The 16,840-nt window shown below is 66.0% G+C and carries 11 protein-coding genes; all 11 read left to right on the top strand.

Annotated elements, in window-relative coordinates:
* The first annotated feature begins 37 nt into the window (after positions 1–37).
* The 11 genes from AC4ELS_RS03650 to AC4ELS_RS03600 all read left to right on the top strand — a co-directional run bounded on the left by AC4ELS_RS03650 (position 38) and on the right by AC4ELS_RS03600 (position 16,784).
* Entirely contained in the window at positions 38–1,522 is a 1,485-nt protein-coding gene (locus tag AC4ELS_RS03650; protein WP_499045902.1) for a WS/DGAT/MGAT family O-acyltransferase, read from the top strand.
* A complete protein-coding gene (locus tag AC4ELS_RS03645; protein ID WP_499045899.1) occupies positions 1,519–3,135 on the top strand; it encodes a long-chain fatty acid--CoA ligase in 1,617 nt (538 codons plus the stop codon). Before AC4ELS_RS03650 ends, AC4ELS_RS03645 begins: the two co-directional genes overlap by 4 nt.
* A gap of 14 nt (positions 3,136–3,149) precedes the next feature.
* Positions 3,150–3,746 carry a hypothetical protein gene (locus AC4ELS_RS03640; protein WP_448448425.1) on the top strand — a complete coding sequence of 199 codons (597 nt, stop codon included), beginning with the start codon at positions 3,150–3,152 and terminating at the stop codon, positions 3,744–3,746.
* 67 nt (positions 3,747–3,813) lie between these two features.
* The gene (locus tag AC4ELS_RS03635) at positions 3,814–4,533 is read left to right on the top strand and encodes an oxygen-binding di-iron domain-containing protein (protein ID WP_499045979.1); all 720 of its coding nucleotides are present in this window, start codon (positions 3,814–3,816) and stop codon (positions 4,531–4,533) included.
* A 37-nt stretch (positions 4,534–4,570) separates the two neighbouring features.
* Positions 4,571–5,122 (top strand): hypothetical protein, encoded by a 552-nt coding sequence (locus AC4ELS_RS03630; RefSeq protein ID WP_436971768.1) that lies wholly within the window; start codon positions 4,571–4,573, stop codon positions 5,120–5,122.
* A 9-nt stretch (positions 5,123–5,131) separates the two neighbouring features.
* A complete protein-coding gene (locus AC4ELS_RS03625; RefSeq protein ID WP_064960968.1) occupies positions 5,132–5,755 on the top strand; it encodes a TIGR03085 family metal-binding protein in 624 nt (207 codons plus the stop codon).
* Between the two features lie 87 nt (positions 5,756–5,842).
* Positions 5,843–13,825 carry an ATP-binding protein gene (locus AC4ELS_RS03620; protein WP_499045977.1) on the top strand — a complete coding sequence of 2,661 codons (7,983 nt, stop codon included), beginning with the start codon at positions 5,843–5,845 and terminating at the stop codon, positions 13,823–13,825.
* A gap of 10 nt (positions 13,826–13,835) precedes the next feature.
* A complete protein-coding gene (locus AC4ELS_RS03615; protein WP_499045896.1) occupies positions 13,836–14,765 on the top strand; it encodes an LLM class F420-dependent oxidoreductase in 930 nt (309 codons plus the stop codon).
* Between the two features lie 39 nt (positions 14,766–14,804).
* On the top strand, positions 14,805–15,284 hold the full coding sequence (locus AC4ELS_RS03610; protein WP_448448422.1) for a hypothetical protein: 480 nt from the start codon (positions 14,805–14,807) through the stop codon (positions 15,282–15,284).
* A gap of 19 nt (positions 15,285–15,303) precedes the next feature.
* The gene (locus tag AC4ELS_RS03605; protein WP_499045894.1) at positions 15,304–15,771 is read left to right on the top strand and encodes a hypothetical protein; all 468 of its coding nucleotides are present in this window, start codon (positions 15,304–15,306) and stop codon (positions 15,769–15,771) included.
* Between the two features lie 77 nt (positions 15,772–15,848).
* Positions 15,849–16,784 carry a type IV toxin-antitoxin system AbiEi family antitoxin domain-containing protein gene (locus tag AC4ELS_RS03600; RefSeq protein WP_448448420.1) on the top strand — a complete coding sequence of 312 codons (936 nt, stop codon included), beginning with the start codon at positions 15,849–15,851 and terminating at the stop codon, positions 16,782–16,784.
* The last annotated feature ends 56 nt before the right edge of the window (positions 16,785–16,840 follow it).

Genomic DNA, 16,840 nt, shown 5'->3' with positions numbered 1-16,840 from the left:
CAAGAGAATGCCGGCCCCGCTGACAGACGATCTTCACATGCGACAACTGACCAGCCTCGACGCGCAGTTCCTGGCCATGGAGAACGATCGTGTCCAGGGGCACGTCAGTGTTCTCGGCATCTACGACTCCCACACCGCATCGGGCGAACCCCTCGATGCCGCCCTCGTTCGCGGGGTCATCAGCGAACGCCTGCACCTGCTGCCCACCTTCCGCTGGCGGCTGGCCCAGGTGCCCTTCTCCCTCGACTACCCGTACTGGGTCGACGACGGCTCCTTCGACATCGAGTACCACGTCCGCGAGCTGGCCCTACCCGCACCGGGCGACCAGCGCCAGCTGGCCGAGCAGGTGGCCCGGATCATCGGCCGCCAGCTCGACCGGGCGCGCCCGCTCTGGGAGGTGTACGTCATCCACGGACTCGAAGACGGCGGCGTCGCGGTGTTGACGAAGATGCACCACGCCGCGGTCGACGGAGTGTCCGGCGCCGAGGTCATGAGCATCCTCCTCGATGACGCCACCGGCCGTGAGCGCGAAGCTGCACCCACGATCGTCGCGGAGAAGTACCCGTCGGAGGTGGAGATGCTGGGTCGCGGTCTGGTCGGGCTGGCAAGCCAGCCGCTGCGGGTTCTGCGCGCCGGCCCCACGGCACTGCCGCACCTCGACGACGTTCCGACCATCCGGCATCTCCCCGGTGTGAAAGCGATCGCGCGCAGCAGCCGGCTGGTCAAGCGAGCCATGAAGGCCGGCAGTCCGGTGGCCGCGCTCCGGGGCAGCGACGTCACCGCTCCCCGGACCCGGTTCCAGGCGCGGGTATCGCCACACCGCCGCGTCGCTTTCGGCTCCATGCCGCTGTCCGAGGTCAAAGCGATCAAGAACGCCCTCGGCTGCACCGTCAACGACGTCGTGCTGGCGATCTGCACGGCGGGTCTGCGGACCTGGCTCGACAAGCAGGGTGAACTGCCCGCCGAACCTCTCGCGAGTTTCATCCCCATGTCTGTGCGCACCCCCGAGCAGCAGGGCACCTTCGGCAACCGGGTGTCGGTGATGCTCACCCAGCTGCCCACCGATGAGGCCGATCCCGTCGAGCGCGTGCGCCGGATCAACGAGGCGATGAACACCGCCAAGGAACGGCAGCGCGCGTTGCCGGCCTCACTTCTGCAGGACGCCAATCACTTCATCCCGCCGGCCTTGTTCGCCCAGGCCGCCCGGTCGCTGTCCCGCCTGGCCGGGGTGCGCGGGCTCAATCAGCCTGCGAACGCCATGATCTCGAACGTCCCCGGGCCGGCTACTCCCCTGTACCTCGGCGGGGTCAGACAGCGCGCCCAGTTCCCGGTCTCCGGGGTGCTCGACGGGATCGGCATCAACATCACGGTGATGAGCTATCAGGATTCCCTCGAGTTCGGAATCGTCGTCGACCGCGAGTTGGTCGACGACCCGTGGCCGATCCTGGCCGCCCTCGGCGAAGGCCTGGAAGAACTGCGGAACGCCACCCGGGTCGTGCGCCGGAAGAAGACGACGTCGTGACCGCAAACATGTTGGGCAGCAACAGCATGGACGATTATCCGCTCACACTGACGAGCATCGTCGGTCGCGCCGAGCGCTTCCATTCCGACGTTGACGTGGTTTCGCGCAGGCCCTCCGGCACGGTCACGCGCACCACCTTCGGCGAATGCGCGGTCCGCGCCCGCCGCCTGGCGAGTGCGCTGAGCACCCTTGGCGTCCGCGAGGGCGATCCGGTGGCCACGCTGTTGTGGAACCAAAGCGAGCACCTGGAGGCATACTTCGCGGTGCCCGCCATGGGAGCCGTCATTCACACCCTCAACCCCCGGCTGTTTCCCGACGAGCTGCTGTTCATCGTCGACGATGCCGACGACAGGGTGATCATCGTCGACGAGTCCCTGCTGGACGTATTCGAAACTTTCAGTGCCCGACACGATTTCGGCCACGTCATCGTCGTCACCCCCGATGGGGACGCGCCCGCGGGAACGCTCGGCTACGAAGCTCTGATAGCGGGGGCCGAGCCAATGGTCTGGCCCGCGCTCGACGAACAGCGCGCCGCCGCCATGTGTTACACCTCGGGCACCACCGGACGCCCCAAAGGCGTCGTATACTCCCACCGAGCTCTGGCCCTGCACTCACTGGTTGCGGCCCTACCCGACCAGCTGTCGGTATCGTCCAGGGACACAGTCCTTCCCGTCGTTCCGATGTTTCACGCCAACGCGTGGGGCCTTCCCTACGCCGCCGCTCTTGCCGGCGCGCGTCTGGTCCTGCCGGGCCCGCGCCTGGACCCGGAAAGTGTCCTCGACTTGTGTGCCCGCGAGCACGTCACGATGACGGCCGGCGTCCCGACGGTGTGGATGGGCATGCTCGCCGCACTCGATGCCGACCCGAACAAGTGGGACTTGTCGGAACTCGACCGGCTGGTCGTCGGAGGCGCGGCAGTGCCGCGGTCGATGTTCGAAGGATTCGACCGCCACGGGCTGACCGTGGTGCAGGCCTGGGGAATGACCGAAACCGCTCCCCTGGGCGCGGTCTGCCGCGCTCCGGCGCACCTCGACGCGGGTGAGCGGGACGAGCAGTACGACTACCGCATGCGGCAGGGTGTCGCGAGCCCGTTCTTCGACATCCGGGGGCGTGACGAGAACGGTGATCTCATCGCCTGGGACGACGCCGCCATGGGCGAACTCGAAGTGCGCGGACCCTGGGTCGCGGGCAGCTACCACGGTGGCCGCGGGGCGGACAGTTTCACCGCCGACGGCTGGTTCAAGACCGGCGATGTGGTGCGCATCGATCCCCACGGTTGTGTCCGGATCTGCGACCGGTCAAAGGATTTGGTGAAGTCCGGCGGCGAGTGGATCTCGTCGGTGGACCTGGAGAACCAGCTGATGTCGCATCCCGCCGTCGCACAGGCCGCGGTGATCGCCGTGCCCGACGAGCGCTGGGGCGAGCGCCCGCTGGCCGTGGTGGTACTTGCGGACGGTGGCCGGGCCTCCGCCCAAGCACTGCGCGACCACCTCGCACAGGACTTCGCCAGGTGGCAGTTGCCAGACCGCATCGAATTCGTCGAAGCGCTTCCCTGCACTGCCACCGGCAAATTCAAGAAATCCGAACTCCGAACCATGTTTCTCACAGCCTGAAAGGAAACGAAAAAATGAGTCGATACGACATCACCCAGACCAACCGAGCCGTGGAGCGCTTGATCGAGACGACGGACAATCCCCGTCACCTCTACATGCTGCACGCCTACAACCGGCACCGCTACCTGGAAATGGCCGGGCGTTACGAGGAGATCTTCGCCCCGGACATGACCGTCGAGAAGCCGGTGTACCACTTCAACATGCTCGGCAAGAGCGTCACGGTGGAAGGCACCGAGGCGGTCAAGGGGCTCTACCATGCGTGGAAGGACACCGCCCAGTGCATCTTCTATGCCGACGACGAGAAGCTGGCGATCAGCGATGACATGATCGTGTCGACGTCGTACATCTACCAGCAGACGCCGGGCGTCCTCCTCGCCGCCGAAGGAATGGCCGCGGATCCCGAGGCCACCTATCTGGTGAAGACCGCCGAGCACATGATCTGGCCCTACGACAACGGCCGGCTGGTCGGTGAAGACGTCTGGGAGTACGACGAGAGCGCGCGGGAGTTCATCCAGCTCGACCCAGCCGACGTCCTGAGTGTCGAACAGTCGGCGAAGCTGCTCGATCCGCTGATCAAGCCGCTGCCGGAGCACAACCCGTTCCTCACCTGACCCGACATCCCGGGAAACCCGCTCTGTGGGGTTTCCCGGGGCGGACCATGAACTCATGGCCTCCGACCTGGAAACCCGCGTCGACGAGATCGCCCCGGACACCTACCGGCTGTCCACCTGGATACCTGGGATCACCGAGCATGGCTTCACCTTCAACCAGTTCCTGCTGACCGGCGGCGAACCGTTCCTGTTCCACACGGGCCAACGGTTCCTGTTTCCGCAGGTGTCGGCGGCCATCGAGCGAGTTCTGCCGCTGACCCGATTGCGCTGGATCGCATTCGGGCACGTGGAAGCCGACGAGTGCGGTGGGGTCAACCAGTTCCTGGCGGCCGCACCGCGCGCCGAGGTGATCCACGGCCCGCTGGCCATCGGGCTGTCGCTGACCGACATGTGCGATCGACCGCCCGTCGAAGCACCTCTGGACGGCGTGCACGACACCGGTGGGCATCGCTTGCGTTTTCTCGCCACACCGCACGTACCGCACAACTGGGAGGCCGGGCTTTGGTTCGACGAGGCCACGTCGACGCTGCTGGCCGGCGACCTGTTCACCCACACCGGCCAGTGCCCGGCTCTGACTGAGTCCGATTGCGTGGCACCGGCATTAGCGGCCGAGGAGCTGTTCCACGCCACCGGCCTGACCACGAATCTGATACCCACGTTGACCCGGCTGGCCGAGCTGAGCCCCACCACTTTGGCCATCATGCACGGCGCTTCGTTCCGCGGCGACGGGGCCGCGCAGCTGCGGGCGCTCTCCGACGGATACGCGGGGTTGTTCGGCGCGTCATGACCCGCCGTGACCACCCGCGATGCGTAGCCTTGGCGCCGTGAAGGCGTGGCAATCTTTGGGCGCCCTGCTGGCTGCGGGTGCGCTGTTGTCCGGCTGCCAATCGAGCATCGAAGGCACTCCGGCCACCAGCCCGCAATCACCCACCGAGCCCAGTTTCCCGACCGCACGGCCCACCCGGTCCACCCCGGCGCCCCCGTCGAGTACCACCCCAGCTACCCCCAGTCCCTCTGCTGCAGCTCCGCCGGCCGGGGCCGCCCCATTACAACCGGAGAACGGGTACGTCTTCATCGAGACCAAATCCGGTCTGACCCGCTGCCAGCTGTCCAAGCAGTACGTCGGATGCGAATCCGACTTCACCGACGCACCGGTGATCGACGGCGAGCACGCGACCGGGGTCAGGCTGACGCCGGATGGCCAGATCAAGTGGGTCGTGGGCAACCTCGGTGACATTCCGGTGGTGACCCTCGACTATCGCAAGTACAGCGCTGTGGGCTGGACCATCGACGCGACCGAAGACGGCACCCGGATCAGCAATGACAGCACCGGCCACGGAATGACCATCGCTGTCCAGGGCGTGAAAACCTTCTAGAGTTGGTCCATGACTGTCGCTCGGCGGGAACGTGCCGCCCTCGTCGAATCCATGCGTGCCGCCGGTCCCGACGCGCCCACCCTGTGTGAGGGCTGGACCGCCCGCGACTTGGCTGCCCATCTGGTGGTGCGCGAGCGTCGCCTCGATGCCGCCCCCGGCATCCTCGTGCCTCAGCTCGCGGGCTACACCGAGCGCGTGCAGCAGAAGGTCACCGAGAGCACCGAATGGGCCGACCTGGTGGATCAGATCGCTGCGGGCCCCCCGCTGTACTCTCCGTTCAAACTGCTGGACCCGCTGGTCAACGTGGCCGAGATGTTCATCCACAACGAGGATGTCCGACGGGCCCAACCCGATTGGGAACCAAGGGATCTCGATGACGCGACGGCCTCCGCGCTGTCCCGCGGGATCGGCGCTATGGCCCGGATGACAATGGGCAAATCCCCGGCCCGGGTGGCCTTGACCACCCCGGCGGGCAAAACACTGGCCACGGTCGGCGCCGGCCCGGAGGTGACGGTGACCGGAGATCCGGGCGAGTTGCTGCTATTCGCCGCAGGCCGCGAACCGGCCCGGGTGACGTTCGCTGGCGACGACGCCGCCGTCGCCGCCCTGCGCGCTGCCCGCCGCGGGCTATAGAAGCCCAGGTCATCCCGTCCTTTACCCGTTCTTGACTGGGCGCTGAATCGCCCCACCGACGATCAATGCGTGAGTACGCTTTCATCGGTGGAACTGGGGGTTTTGGGACCTCTTCAGGTCCGAATGGACGGTGCGCCCGTCGTAATACCGGGCGCGAAGCCGCGTGCCATCCTCACGATGCTCGGACTCCACGGTGGTGCGGTGGTACCGGCCGACGTGCTCACGGAATTGCTCTGGGGCGACGATCCACCCCGCACGGCAGCCAAGGCCCTGCAGACCCACATCTCCTCACTGCGTCACACTCTCGGCGACGGCTTCGTGTTGACCCAGGGCACCGGCTGGCGGCTGAACACGGCCGAGACCGACGCTTCGCGGTATCAGTCGCTCACCAGGGCAGGCCGGGATGCCCTGGGCGCCGGCGACACCAGCACTGCGGTGACCCGGTTCGACGAGGCGGCCACCCTGTGGCGCGGTATCCCGGAACTGCCCGACGGCCGGCGGGGCGTCTCCGAGAAGACTCGGTGGATCGAGGCCCACGCGGCCCTGGTGGAGGATCGGGCGGACGCGCTTCTCGCGACTGGTCGTGCCGCGGAGATCATCGGCGACCTCGAGGCCGCTGTGGCGGACGCTCCGCTACGCGAACGACGTTGGGGTCAGCTGATGCTCGCGCTCTACCGGGCCGGTAGGCAGGGCGAGGCGCTCGGCGCCTACCGACGGGCCCGGTCGCTGTTGGCCGATGAGCTCGGCGTCGACCCCGGACCTGAGCTCCGGCGGCTGGAGGCAGCCATCGTCGCCCAAGACGCCGAGCTCGATGTCCCAGCGACACAACATGCTCCGTCGGTCACGCGCGCAGTAACCTTCCTGCTGACCGACATCGAAGGATCGACCGCCGCCTGGGAGGCAGACGCCGAGGCCATGGCGGTCGCCCTCGCACGCCACGACGAGCTCGTCGAACAGGTCGTCACATCTCGCGGTGGGCGCCTGGTCAAGACGCGTGGCGAAGGCGACGCCACCTTCTCGGTCTTCGATCGTCCGTCAGCCGCCGCCGCAGCAGCGATCGAGTTGCAGGACGCCATCTTTCACGAGCCGTGGGCGCTGGCTGAACCCATGCGTATCCGCATCGCGTTGCACAGCGGGGAAGCCGAGCTTCGCGATGGCGACTACTTCGGCCGTGCCGTCAACCGCGCCGCCCGGCTGCGCTCGCAGGCCTCCGGTGGTCAGATCCTATGTTCGGGTGCGACAGCGGAGCTGGTCATCGACTCTTTATCCGACGACGTTGCGCTCGTCGACCTGGGCATGCGCCAATTGAAGAACCTGGCACGGCCCGAGCACATCTTCGAGCTCCGCCTCCAGACCGCCGAAAGCCCTCCACCGGCAGGCGATTCCCCCATTGAGCGGCCTGCCATACCGGCGGTTCTCGCGGGACCGGGTCCGTTTGTCGGGCGTGGCCGTGAACTGGCGGAGCTGCTCGCCGCCTGGCACCAGACGGTCATCGCCGGCACCCGCGCCGTACTGATCGCGGGAGAACCGGGCGTGGGCAAGACCCGCCTGGCCGGTGAATGGTGCCGGCAGGCATACGAACAGGGAGCGCTCGTGCTGTACGGCCGTTCCGACGAGGATCTCGGTGCGCCGTACCAACCGTTCGCCGAAGCCCTGCGCACACTCGTGCCCGGCGTCGGTTCCGATCGGTTGCGCGGAATGCGCGGCATAGAGGCGCTACTGCCGCTGGTTCCCGGGTTGACCGACGTGCTGCCCGATGTCGCCGCACCCCCACACGGCGATCCGGATACCGAACGCTACGCACTGTTCGATGCCGTGGTAGCCCTGCTGGGCGTCGCCTCGGCGGACGTGCCCATCGTCCTGGTACTCGACGACCTGCACTGGGCGGCCAAGCCGACACTGCTGCTGCTGCGTCATCTCCTGCGCTTCGGCGAGCACACCCGCGTCCAGATCATCGGCACCTACCGCAGCACCGACCTCGACCGCTCCCATCCGCTGGCGGCGATGCTCGCGGACCTTCATCGCGACGGCAGCGCCGACCGCGTTGCCCTCACCGGCCTCGATGAGGAAGACGTCAGCACGTATGTGGCCGAGGCCGGATACGACGACGAAGAGTTGGCCCGCGCGTTGGCCTCGGTCACCGCGGGCAACCCGTTCTTCCTCATCGAGGCATTGCGTCACGTAGACGAGAGCGGCGGGCACTGGGACCCGAGCACCCTTCCGCAGGGCGTTCGGGAGGCCGTTAGTCGCAGGCTTTCCCGACTTCCGGCGGAGACCAACAAGGCACTGGCGGCCGCCGCGGTGGTCGGCAGCCGGTTCGCCCTCGAGCTGGTCGAGAAGGTGGTCGATCAAGACCTGGTCGACGCGTTCGACGAGGCATGCAGGGCCGGCATCGTGATCGAAGAGCCCGGTGGCCGGTACCGGTTCAACCATGCCATCGTCCGCCAGTCGCTGCTGGCCGAGCTGGCGTCGGTGCGGCGTATGCGCCTGCACCAGCGCATCGCGACGATGCTGGAGAACGAACCTGGCGCCGATGAAGAACTGCTGGGAGACTTGGCACACCACTACTTCGAATGTGCCTGGGCGGGAAACGCTCTCAAAGCCGTCGAGCATTGCCGGCGCGCCGCCGACCAGGCGATGACCCGGCTGGCCTACGAAGGTGCCGCCGATTTGTACGACCATGCCCTGCATGCGTTGGAGGAGCTTGACGACGAACTGCCCGACCTTGACGATCAGCGAGTTGAACTCCTGGTCGCCCGGTGTGAGGCGTTACTGGCCGCCGGCGATGTGACGTCGGCGGCGGGCGCTGTCTCGCAATTGAAAGCGGGGACGCGTGATTCGGCCCGCCTGGCGGCATGGGCGACATGCTTCGACGGGCAACTCTCGATGCTCGTCGATCCCGAACTCCTCGACGAGATCGAATCCGCGGTGGCAGCCGCCGCAGCGACCCTGGCCGAATTGGACGACGCCGCAGGGGAAGCGAAGGCCCACACGGTTCGGGCCGGCTGTCTGGCCCGCCTCGGGCGGATCGGCGACTGTGAAGTCGCGTTGGACAACGCCCTCACCGCAGCGCGACGTGCAGGTGAACACCGGAGGGTGAACGCGGTGCTGGCGGGAGCACCACTGGCCGCGTTGTGGGGACCCAACCCGGTGCCGCGTGCGGGCGGCCGGTGCCTAGACGTGGTCCGGCTACTGCGGATCACGACTGATTCACCCGCGGTCGAGGCGACCTCGACACGGTGCCAGGCTGTCCTGGAGGCATTTCGCGGACGCGCCGCCGCGGCCCGGCGGATGATCGACTCCGCGCGACGCACCGTCACCGAACTGGGGTTGCGCCATGCGGTTCTCGAAGTTGAGCACTTCGCCGGGCTCGTCGAGTTGGTGCTCGATGATCCCACTGCATCCGAGCAGCATCTTCGTCTTGCCTACAACGGCTTGCGCCGGATGGGTCTCGACGCAGATGCTGCTGAGACGGCGGCGCTGTTGGGCCGCACCTGTCTACTGCTCGACCGGGGCGACGAGGCCGACGAATTGTGTTCCGAGAGTGAGCGGCTCGCCGGCCATGCGCTGAAGGCATCGATCACCTGGCGGACAGTTCGGGCCCAGCTGCTTTCGCGCCGCGGAGATCACGATGGGGCAAGGCGGATGGCCGAGGAGGCCGTCGCCATTGCGGCGCGCACCGATGCACTGATCGACCACGGCGATGCATGCTTGGCACTGGCGGTGGTGTTGGACGCCGCTGGCGACACGGTGGGCGCACAGGCTGCGGCCGAACGCGCCGCCGAGCTCTACGACCGCAAAGGCGCTGTGGCACTTGCGGAAAAGACGCACAGACTTCTCGGGAAGCGGCCCTTTCCGAACCCGCCGGCCGCACCCGCTCAGCCCGAGACCTCGGTCGAAATGCACACCCCGGCCGTCGCAGCGAGCGAGCGTGTGGCCGAACTCGAAGCCCTGCATGTTCAGTTCGAGGAAGAACGCCCACAAGTCTCGAGGCTGGAGAACGTCGCCAGCCACGTATATCACGACATCATCACGAGCTACGCCATCCGCGACTGGGATGCAATTCGAAATGTCCTGGCCGAGAACATTTCAACCGAGGATCGCCGTCGGGTAGTCAATGCCGGCCGCAGAACGGGGCGCGATGCGGTGATCGCCGAGATCGTCGCCATCTGTGAAGTCGGAGTAACGGAACTCCGGTCAGACGTCATCGCGATCCGCGGTAGAAATCTCGTCTTGTGTCGCAGCCGAGCGGCCGCGAGCCGGCAACCCCAGCCCTTCCACAGCGACCTTCTCGAGATCATCGAAGTGAATTCCGACAACCAAATATCGAAACGCTTCGTATTCGACGTCGACGACGTCGATGCCGCCTTCGAAGAACTCGACGCCCGCTATCTCGCCGGTGAAGCAGCGCCATACTCGCAGGTCTGGACGGCAGTCACGGACGCGTACGCAGCATTCAACCGGCGCGAGATCCCTCCGACGACACCTGACTGGGTGAACTTGGATCATCGGCACACCACCGCGATGGCTTCTGGTGAAGGCGTTGCCTACTTCCACGCTTCGTGGGAGCTAGCAGCGGAGCTGAACGTCCGCATCGAGGTTGTGCACCGGCTGAACAAGTTCGGAGCGGTGTTCACCCATGTAGGAAAGGGAAGATCGAGGGAAGGATTCGAGGCCCAGTGGCGAGCGATCGTCATCATGACGGCCGAAGGCCACCTGATCAATCGTGCCGAGCTGTTCGACGAGGCGGACCTGGACGCCGCACTCGAAAAGTTTGACGAACTCATCCGGCCATCCCGGCGGCTGCAGAATGCCGCGAGCCGAGCGACCGATCGCTTTCTGGAGCGATTCGCCGCCCACGACTGGCACGCCATGGCGCAGATGGTGATCGATGACATCAGCCTCGACGACCGTCGTCGGGTGATCAGCGCCGACCTACAAATCGGCCGGGATACATTCATCGAAAACTTCCGGATAGCAGCGGATCTCGGCGCCACACAATCGCCGAACACCGTAGCGACGCGCGGGGAACGCCTCCTTCTCACCCGCGCTCGATTCTCGCTCAACGGTGGGGAGCCCGACGAGTTTGGCCTCGATCTCCTGCACGTGATCGAGATCGCCGCTGACAATCGGATCGCCGCGACGGTCACATTCGACCCCGACGACCTCGACGCTGCCTTTGAAGAACTCGACGCCCGGTACCTCGGCGGTGAAGCGGCCGGCCGTGCGCACACCTGGTCGGCAGTCATCGGCGTATACGCCGCACTCAACCGGCGCAAGCTCCCCGCAACGACGCCCGACCACGTGAGTCTCGACCACCGGCGGGTCACATCGTTCGCGCCCGGCGACATCAAGGAATACACCCGCCTCGCCTGGAATCAGATGCCGGACATCAGCTTCCGCATCGCGGATGTCCATCGGCTGACCGATTTCGGAGTCGTCGTCACGCACGCGTTGCACGGCACCTCACGAGACGGCTTCGAGGCAGAGTGGCGCGAGATCCACCTCATGACGCTCGACGGTGACCTGTTCAATCGAAGCGAGATGTTCGACGAGGCAGACCTCGACTCTGCGCTCGCGCGGCTCGAGGAGCTCAGTCGCCCGGTGCCGCTGCTGGAGAACGCGGCGAGCCGCGCGTACGAGCGCTTGCAGAAGTGTTTTAAAAGAGCGGATCTGGACGCGTTGGCGACCATGCTGGCCGACAACTTCTGCAGTGAGGACCGCCGCCACATCGTAAGCACTGGCATTCGTCGCGGTCGGGATGCCGCCCTCGAAGACGCCCGCGCAGTCGTAGGGCTCGGCGTCAGCAACACAGCGGCGACCGTCATTGCGACACGCGGTGAGCGCCTGGCGCTCAGGCGCTCCCGATACGCAAACCGCGATGAACAGGTCGACGGGTTCCACGTGGAAATTCTCGAAATCATCGCGCTGGGTGCCGACGGACTCATCATCGATGTGGTCACCTTCGACTCCGACGACTTCGGCTCCGCCGTCGCCGAGCTCGACGCCCGATACGTGGCCGACGAGGCCGCGTCGCATGCCCATACGTGGTCGACGGTCATCAATGCGTATGCCGCGCTCAATCGGCATGAGCTTCCCGCGGCGACGCCGGACTCGACCAACGTCGACCACCGACGACTGATCGCCATCGAGACAGGCGCCCTGAGCGCGTCGCTGCAAGCGATATGGGACACCACGTCACAAGCCAGAATCTACGTCGAAGCGGTTCATCAGCTCAGTGACGTCGGGGTGGTCGTCGCTCATACAGCGTCGGCAACCTCGCAGGACGGGTTGGATGTCGAATGGCGAAACATTGCCATACTGACCATCGAAGGCGATCTCGTCAGCCGCGCCGAGGCGTTCGACGAGGACGACCTCGACGCCGCACTCGTCAGATTCGATGAACTCAATCGGCCGCGGGGACCGCGGCCGGAGAACACTGCGAGCCTGGTGGAAGCGCGCTGCCAGGAATACTTGTCGGCCGGGGATCTGACTGCGTTGTCGCAGCTGATGGCTGAGGATATCTCGATTGACGATCGTCGTCGGGTGATAAACGCCGGTCGTCGGCGCGGCCGAGACGTGGTGATCGAAGATCTCCGAGTCGGCGCCGAGGTCGGTCTCACGCAAATAGCGCCGGCCGCCATTGCGACCCGCGGCGAGCACCTCACGCTCCGCCGTATCCGGTATTCGGGTGAAGACCAGCGCCCCGAAGCATTTCTGATCGATCTTGTTCAAATCGTCGAGATCGACGCGAACCAACGTATCTGCGCGCTCGTACTTTTCGACCCCGACGACATCGACTCCGCGTTCGCCGAACTCGAAGCGCGGTATGTCGCGGGTGAGGCAGCCGACCACGCGCAGACGTGGTCGGCTGTGGCCAATGGTTACGCCGCACTGAACCGACACGAGATACCCCGTGCGGCGCCTGACCTCGTGAACGTCGACCACCGGCCAGGCGTCGCCTTCATGCCGGGTGACTTGTTCCCGTACATCCATGCCGCCTGGGATGTGTCGCCCGATCTGAAAGTCCACATCGAGACAGCGCATCGCCTGAACAGACTTGGCACAGTCATCACCCAAGCGGCGAACGGGAGTTCGCATCACGGTTTCGATGCCGAGTGGCGACAGATCGTGGTGTTCACGGTCGACGGCGACGCGGTGAACCGCTGTGAGATGTACGACGAGTCCGACCTCGATGTCGCGCTCGCAAGGTTCGATGAGCTCACTGAGCAGCCGCCGCGACTCGACAATGCGGCGAGTCGCGTGGAGGAACGCTGTCTAGATTGCTTTGCCGCCCGTGACTGGGAGTCGATGAACCAGTATCTGGCGGACGATTTTTCCTTCGACGACCGTCGGACCGTCGTCAATGCCGGGACTAGGTACGGTCCAGATGCAGCAATCGCCGACGCGAGGGCAGTCGCAGAACTTGGCGCCACGCGCATCACTTCAGATGTCGTCGCCACGCGCGGTGAGCGCCTCTTCCTCGCTCGTACTCAGATGGCGAGTGGGAACCAGGGACCAGATGTGTTTCACACCGAATCACTGTGCGTCGCGGAGATCGATACCCATGACCGGATCTCTGCGCGCGTGGTGTTCGACCCCGGCAATCTCGACGCCGCCTTCGAAGAACTCGATGCGCGCTACCTCGCCGGTGAAGCGGCACCGCACACGCAAACATGGTCGACGATCGTGAGCGCATACGCTGCGCTGAATCGGCATGAGCTTCCCGCGGTCGCACCAACTTGGACGGACATCGACCACCGGCCAACAGTCGCTATCGCGACCGGTGGTCTGGGTGTGTCACTGCGTGCGATCTGGGACATCACGACACACGCCACCATCTACGTCGAGGCGGTTCATCAGCTCAGTGACGTCGGAGTGGTCGTCACTCATGTGGCGACAGCAACGTCCCAGGAGGGTTTCGATGCCGAGTGGCGAGACATTTGCCTCGTGACGGTCGAAGGCGATCAGCTCAGCCGGGCCGAAGTCTTTGACCCAGCCGACCTCGACGCCGCGCTCGCCCGCTTCGATGAACTCACTCAACAGCCGCCCACTTCAGATCGCCGATAGGCTGGCGGTCGTGGATTTCCGTGTATTCGTCGAACCCCAGCAAGGCGCTACCTACTCTGACCAGCTCGCGGTGGCCCGCGCCGCTGAATCGCTCGGATATTCGGCGTTCTTCAGGTCTGACCACTACCTGGCGATGAGTGGTGACGGCCTGCCCGGGCCGACGGATTCCTGGGTGACGCTGGCCGGTCTCGCACGCGAGACCTCGACGATCCGACTGGGCACCATGGTCACCTCGGCCACGTTCCGCCATCCAGGGCCGCTGGCCATCTCGGCGGCACAGGTCGACGAGATGAGCGGTGGCCGTGTGGAATTGGGCCTCGGCGCGGGCTGGTTCGAGGCCGAGCACCAGGCCTACGCCATCCCGTTCCCGCCGCTGAGTGAGCGTTTCGACCGGCTCGAAGAGCAGCTGCGCATCCTCACCGGTATGTGGAAGACGCCGGTTGGGCAGACTTTCGACTTCACCGGCAGGCACTACTCCGTCGTCGACTCACCGGCGCTGCCCAAGCCTGCACAGTCAACTCTGCCGATCGTCATCGGCGGGCTGGGCGCCAAGCGCACGCCCGCGCTGGCCGCGGAGTTCGCGTCGGAGTTCAACGTGCCGTTCGTGCCGCTGGACACCCTGAAAACACAGTTCGCGCGAGTGGCCGACGCGGTGTCCGCAGCGGGACGAGCCGCGGACGCCGTGACCTACTCGGCGGCCTTCGTGCTGTGTGCAGGCCGCGACGAAGCGCAGATCGCCCAGCGCGCCGCGGCGATCAACCGCGAGGTGGACGAGCTGCGCAGCAATTCGCCCCTGGTCGGCACACCCGCCGAGATCGTCGACAAGCTGGGACCGTTCCTGGAGGCCGGTGTGCAGCGGGTCTACCTGCAAATGCTCGACCAGTCCGATCTGGATCATCTCGAGCTCTTCGCCGGTGAAGTCATCCGTCAGTTGAGCTGACCGAAGCCCGCTTCAGGGCCGGGCATAGTATCGGTGCCCGTGGCCGGTGACGAGGACGATCAGGGGCAGCCTCCCGAGGCGCCCTGGCATCACTCGACGCCGGCAGTCGCGGGGGCCAGCGCTGCTGCGCTCGCCGTGATCGGCTTGCTGCTGTGGGCGGTGATCTCGCTGACCAGCTCCGGAGGGCCTGAGAACGCTCCCATCGATTTCGTCCCGCCCACCTATACGTCGACCTCGAAGACCACGAAGTCCACCACGACCCGGACCACCACCTCCCGCCTGCCGGTGACCACCGAGTTCGGCGTGCCGTCCGACACCACGACCACCTCGTCCTCGGAGACGACCGAGACCTCGCCCACCACGACGTCCGAGACCACCACTACGACGACAACGACGACCACGACAACGACCACGCCGTCGTACACGTCGCCGGGCGCCGACTACGGCGAGTACCCCACGACGCACTACCGGCCGCGTACCAACGTGACACGCACGCTGTATCCCCCGCCGGGCGGCTGAGCGCGCCTACCATCGGCGCGTGTCGAACTATTACGACGACGACGAGCCCACCCAGTACGCGCCCAGCTACGGCGAGTACTCCGAAGCGCCCGCGCCGCCCACTCCCGAGGCCGTCCCGTGGTACCGCAAGCCCGCTGCGCTGGTCGGCATGGGCGCTGCTGGTGCAGTGATCGCGGCGCTGGTCATCTATGCCCTGGTGCAGTTGTTCTCGTCTGATTCCTCGTCGACGACCACGACTACCACCACGTCGACCACGGCAACCACCACCACATCGGTCGCCAGCTCGGCCCCGGTGGTTCCGGCGCCCACTCACACGGTCACCGAGACGGTCGTACCGACCACCACGGTCGAGGAAACCACCGCCACGACCACAACCACTGAGCCCGTCACGACGACCGAGACCACGACCACGACGACGCCCCCGCCGACGACAACCACCACTGCGCCGGTGACGACGACAACGCCGCCGCCCGCGGGTAACCCCTAACCGGCTCGGCGCAGGTTATCCACAGGTCCTCGAAATGCTTCTTTTCGCCGTCGCGCCTGTCCACAAGTATCGAGTTGGTGGAAGTTGACGACGTGCTCCGCCAACAGAATGGGGTGATCTCGCGTCGACAGGCGTTGGATGCGGGTCTGCTGGAGCATGAGATACGGCGGCTGCTCAGACGCAACGAGTGGGCGCGAGTCCACGCCGGGGTGTATGTCGACCACACCGGCCCGCTGACGTGGGCGCAACGCGCCTGGGCCGCAGTCCTTTACGCGTCGCCGGCGGCGCTGTGTTTCGAATCGGCCATGGGAGCCGACGCGTTGCCCATCCATGTTGCGGTCGCGCAATACCGGGCGATATTGGCGGAACCGACCGGAGTCCGCATCCACCACCTTGTGAATCTTGACGAGCGAGTGCTGTGGAACGTCGGCCCACCGCGGATGCGTTACGACGAAGCCGCGCTCGACGTTGCATGCCGCGCCGCGTCCGAACTCGATGCCATTGCGGTCCTGGCCAATGCCTGTCAATCGCGGCGAACCACCGCCCATCGGTTACTGCAAGTGCTCGATTCTCGGGCACGGGTCCGCCGTCGCCGGTGGTTACGCTCGGTGTTGGTTGATATCGCCGAGGGCACCTGCTCGGTGCTCGAGCACGGCTATCTCGTTCGCGTCGAGCGCCCGCACGGTCTCCCCCGAGCCGAGCGGCAGAAACGGGCCACGTCATCCGTCGGTGTCTGCTATCGCGATACCGAGTACGGCGAACAGCTCATCGTCGAACTCGACGGCCGGGTGTATCACGATTCGGCGACCAGGCGCGATGCGGATTTCGAGCGGGATCTCGACGCCGCCGTCGACGGTCGTTCGACAGTCAGGCTGTCCTACGGGCAGGTCTTCGACCGGCCTTGTCAGACAGCAGGCAAGATCGCCCAGGTGCTCGAGCGACACGGAATCGCGGTCGCCGGCCATCCATGTGGGCCGGAGTGTGAGTTCACTCGACTCGACCGCGCCGCATAGTCGTCAACACCGAGGATTGCAGTCACTATCGAGCAGTAATCCTCGGTGTTGATCCA

It is taken from the genome of Mycobacterium shunyiense, assembly GCF_058270035.1.
Note: the sequence above shows the minus strand (reverse complement) of the source record. Positions and strands in the feature narration are given on the sequence as shown.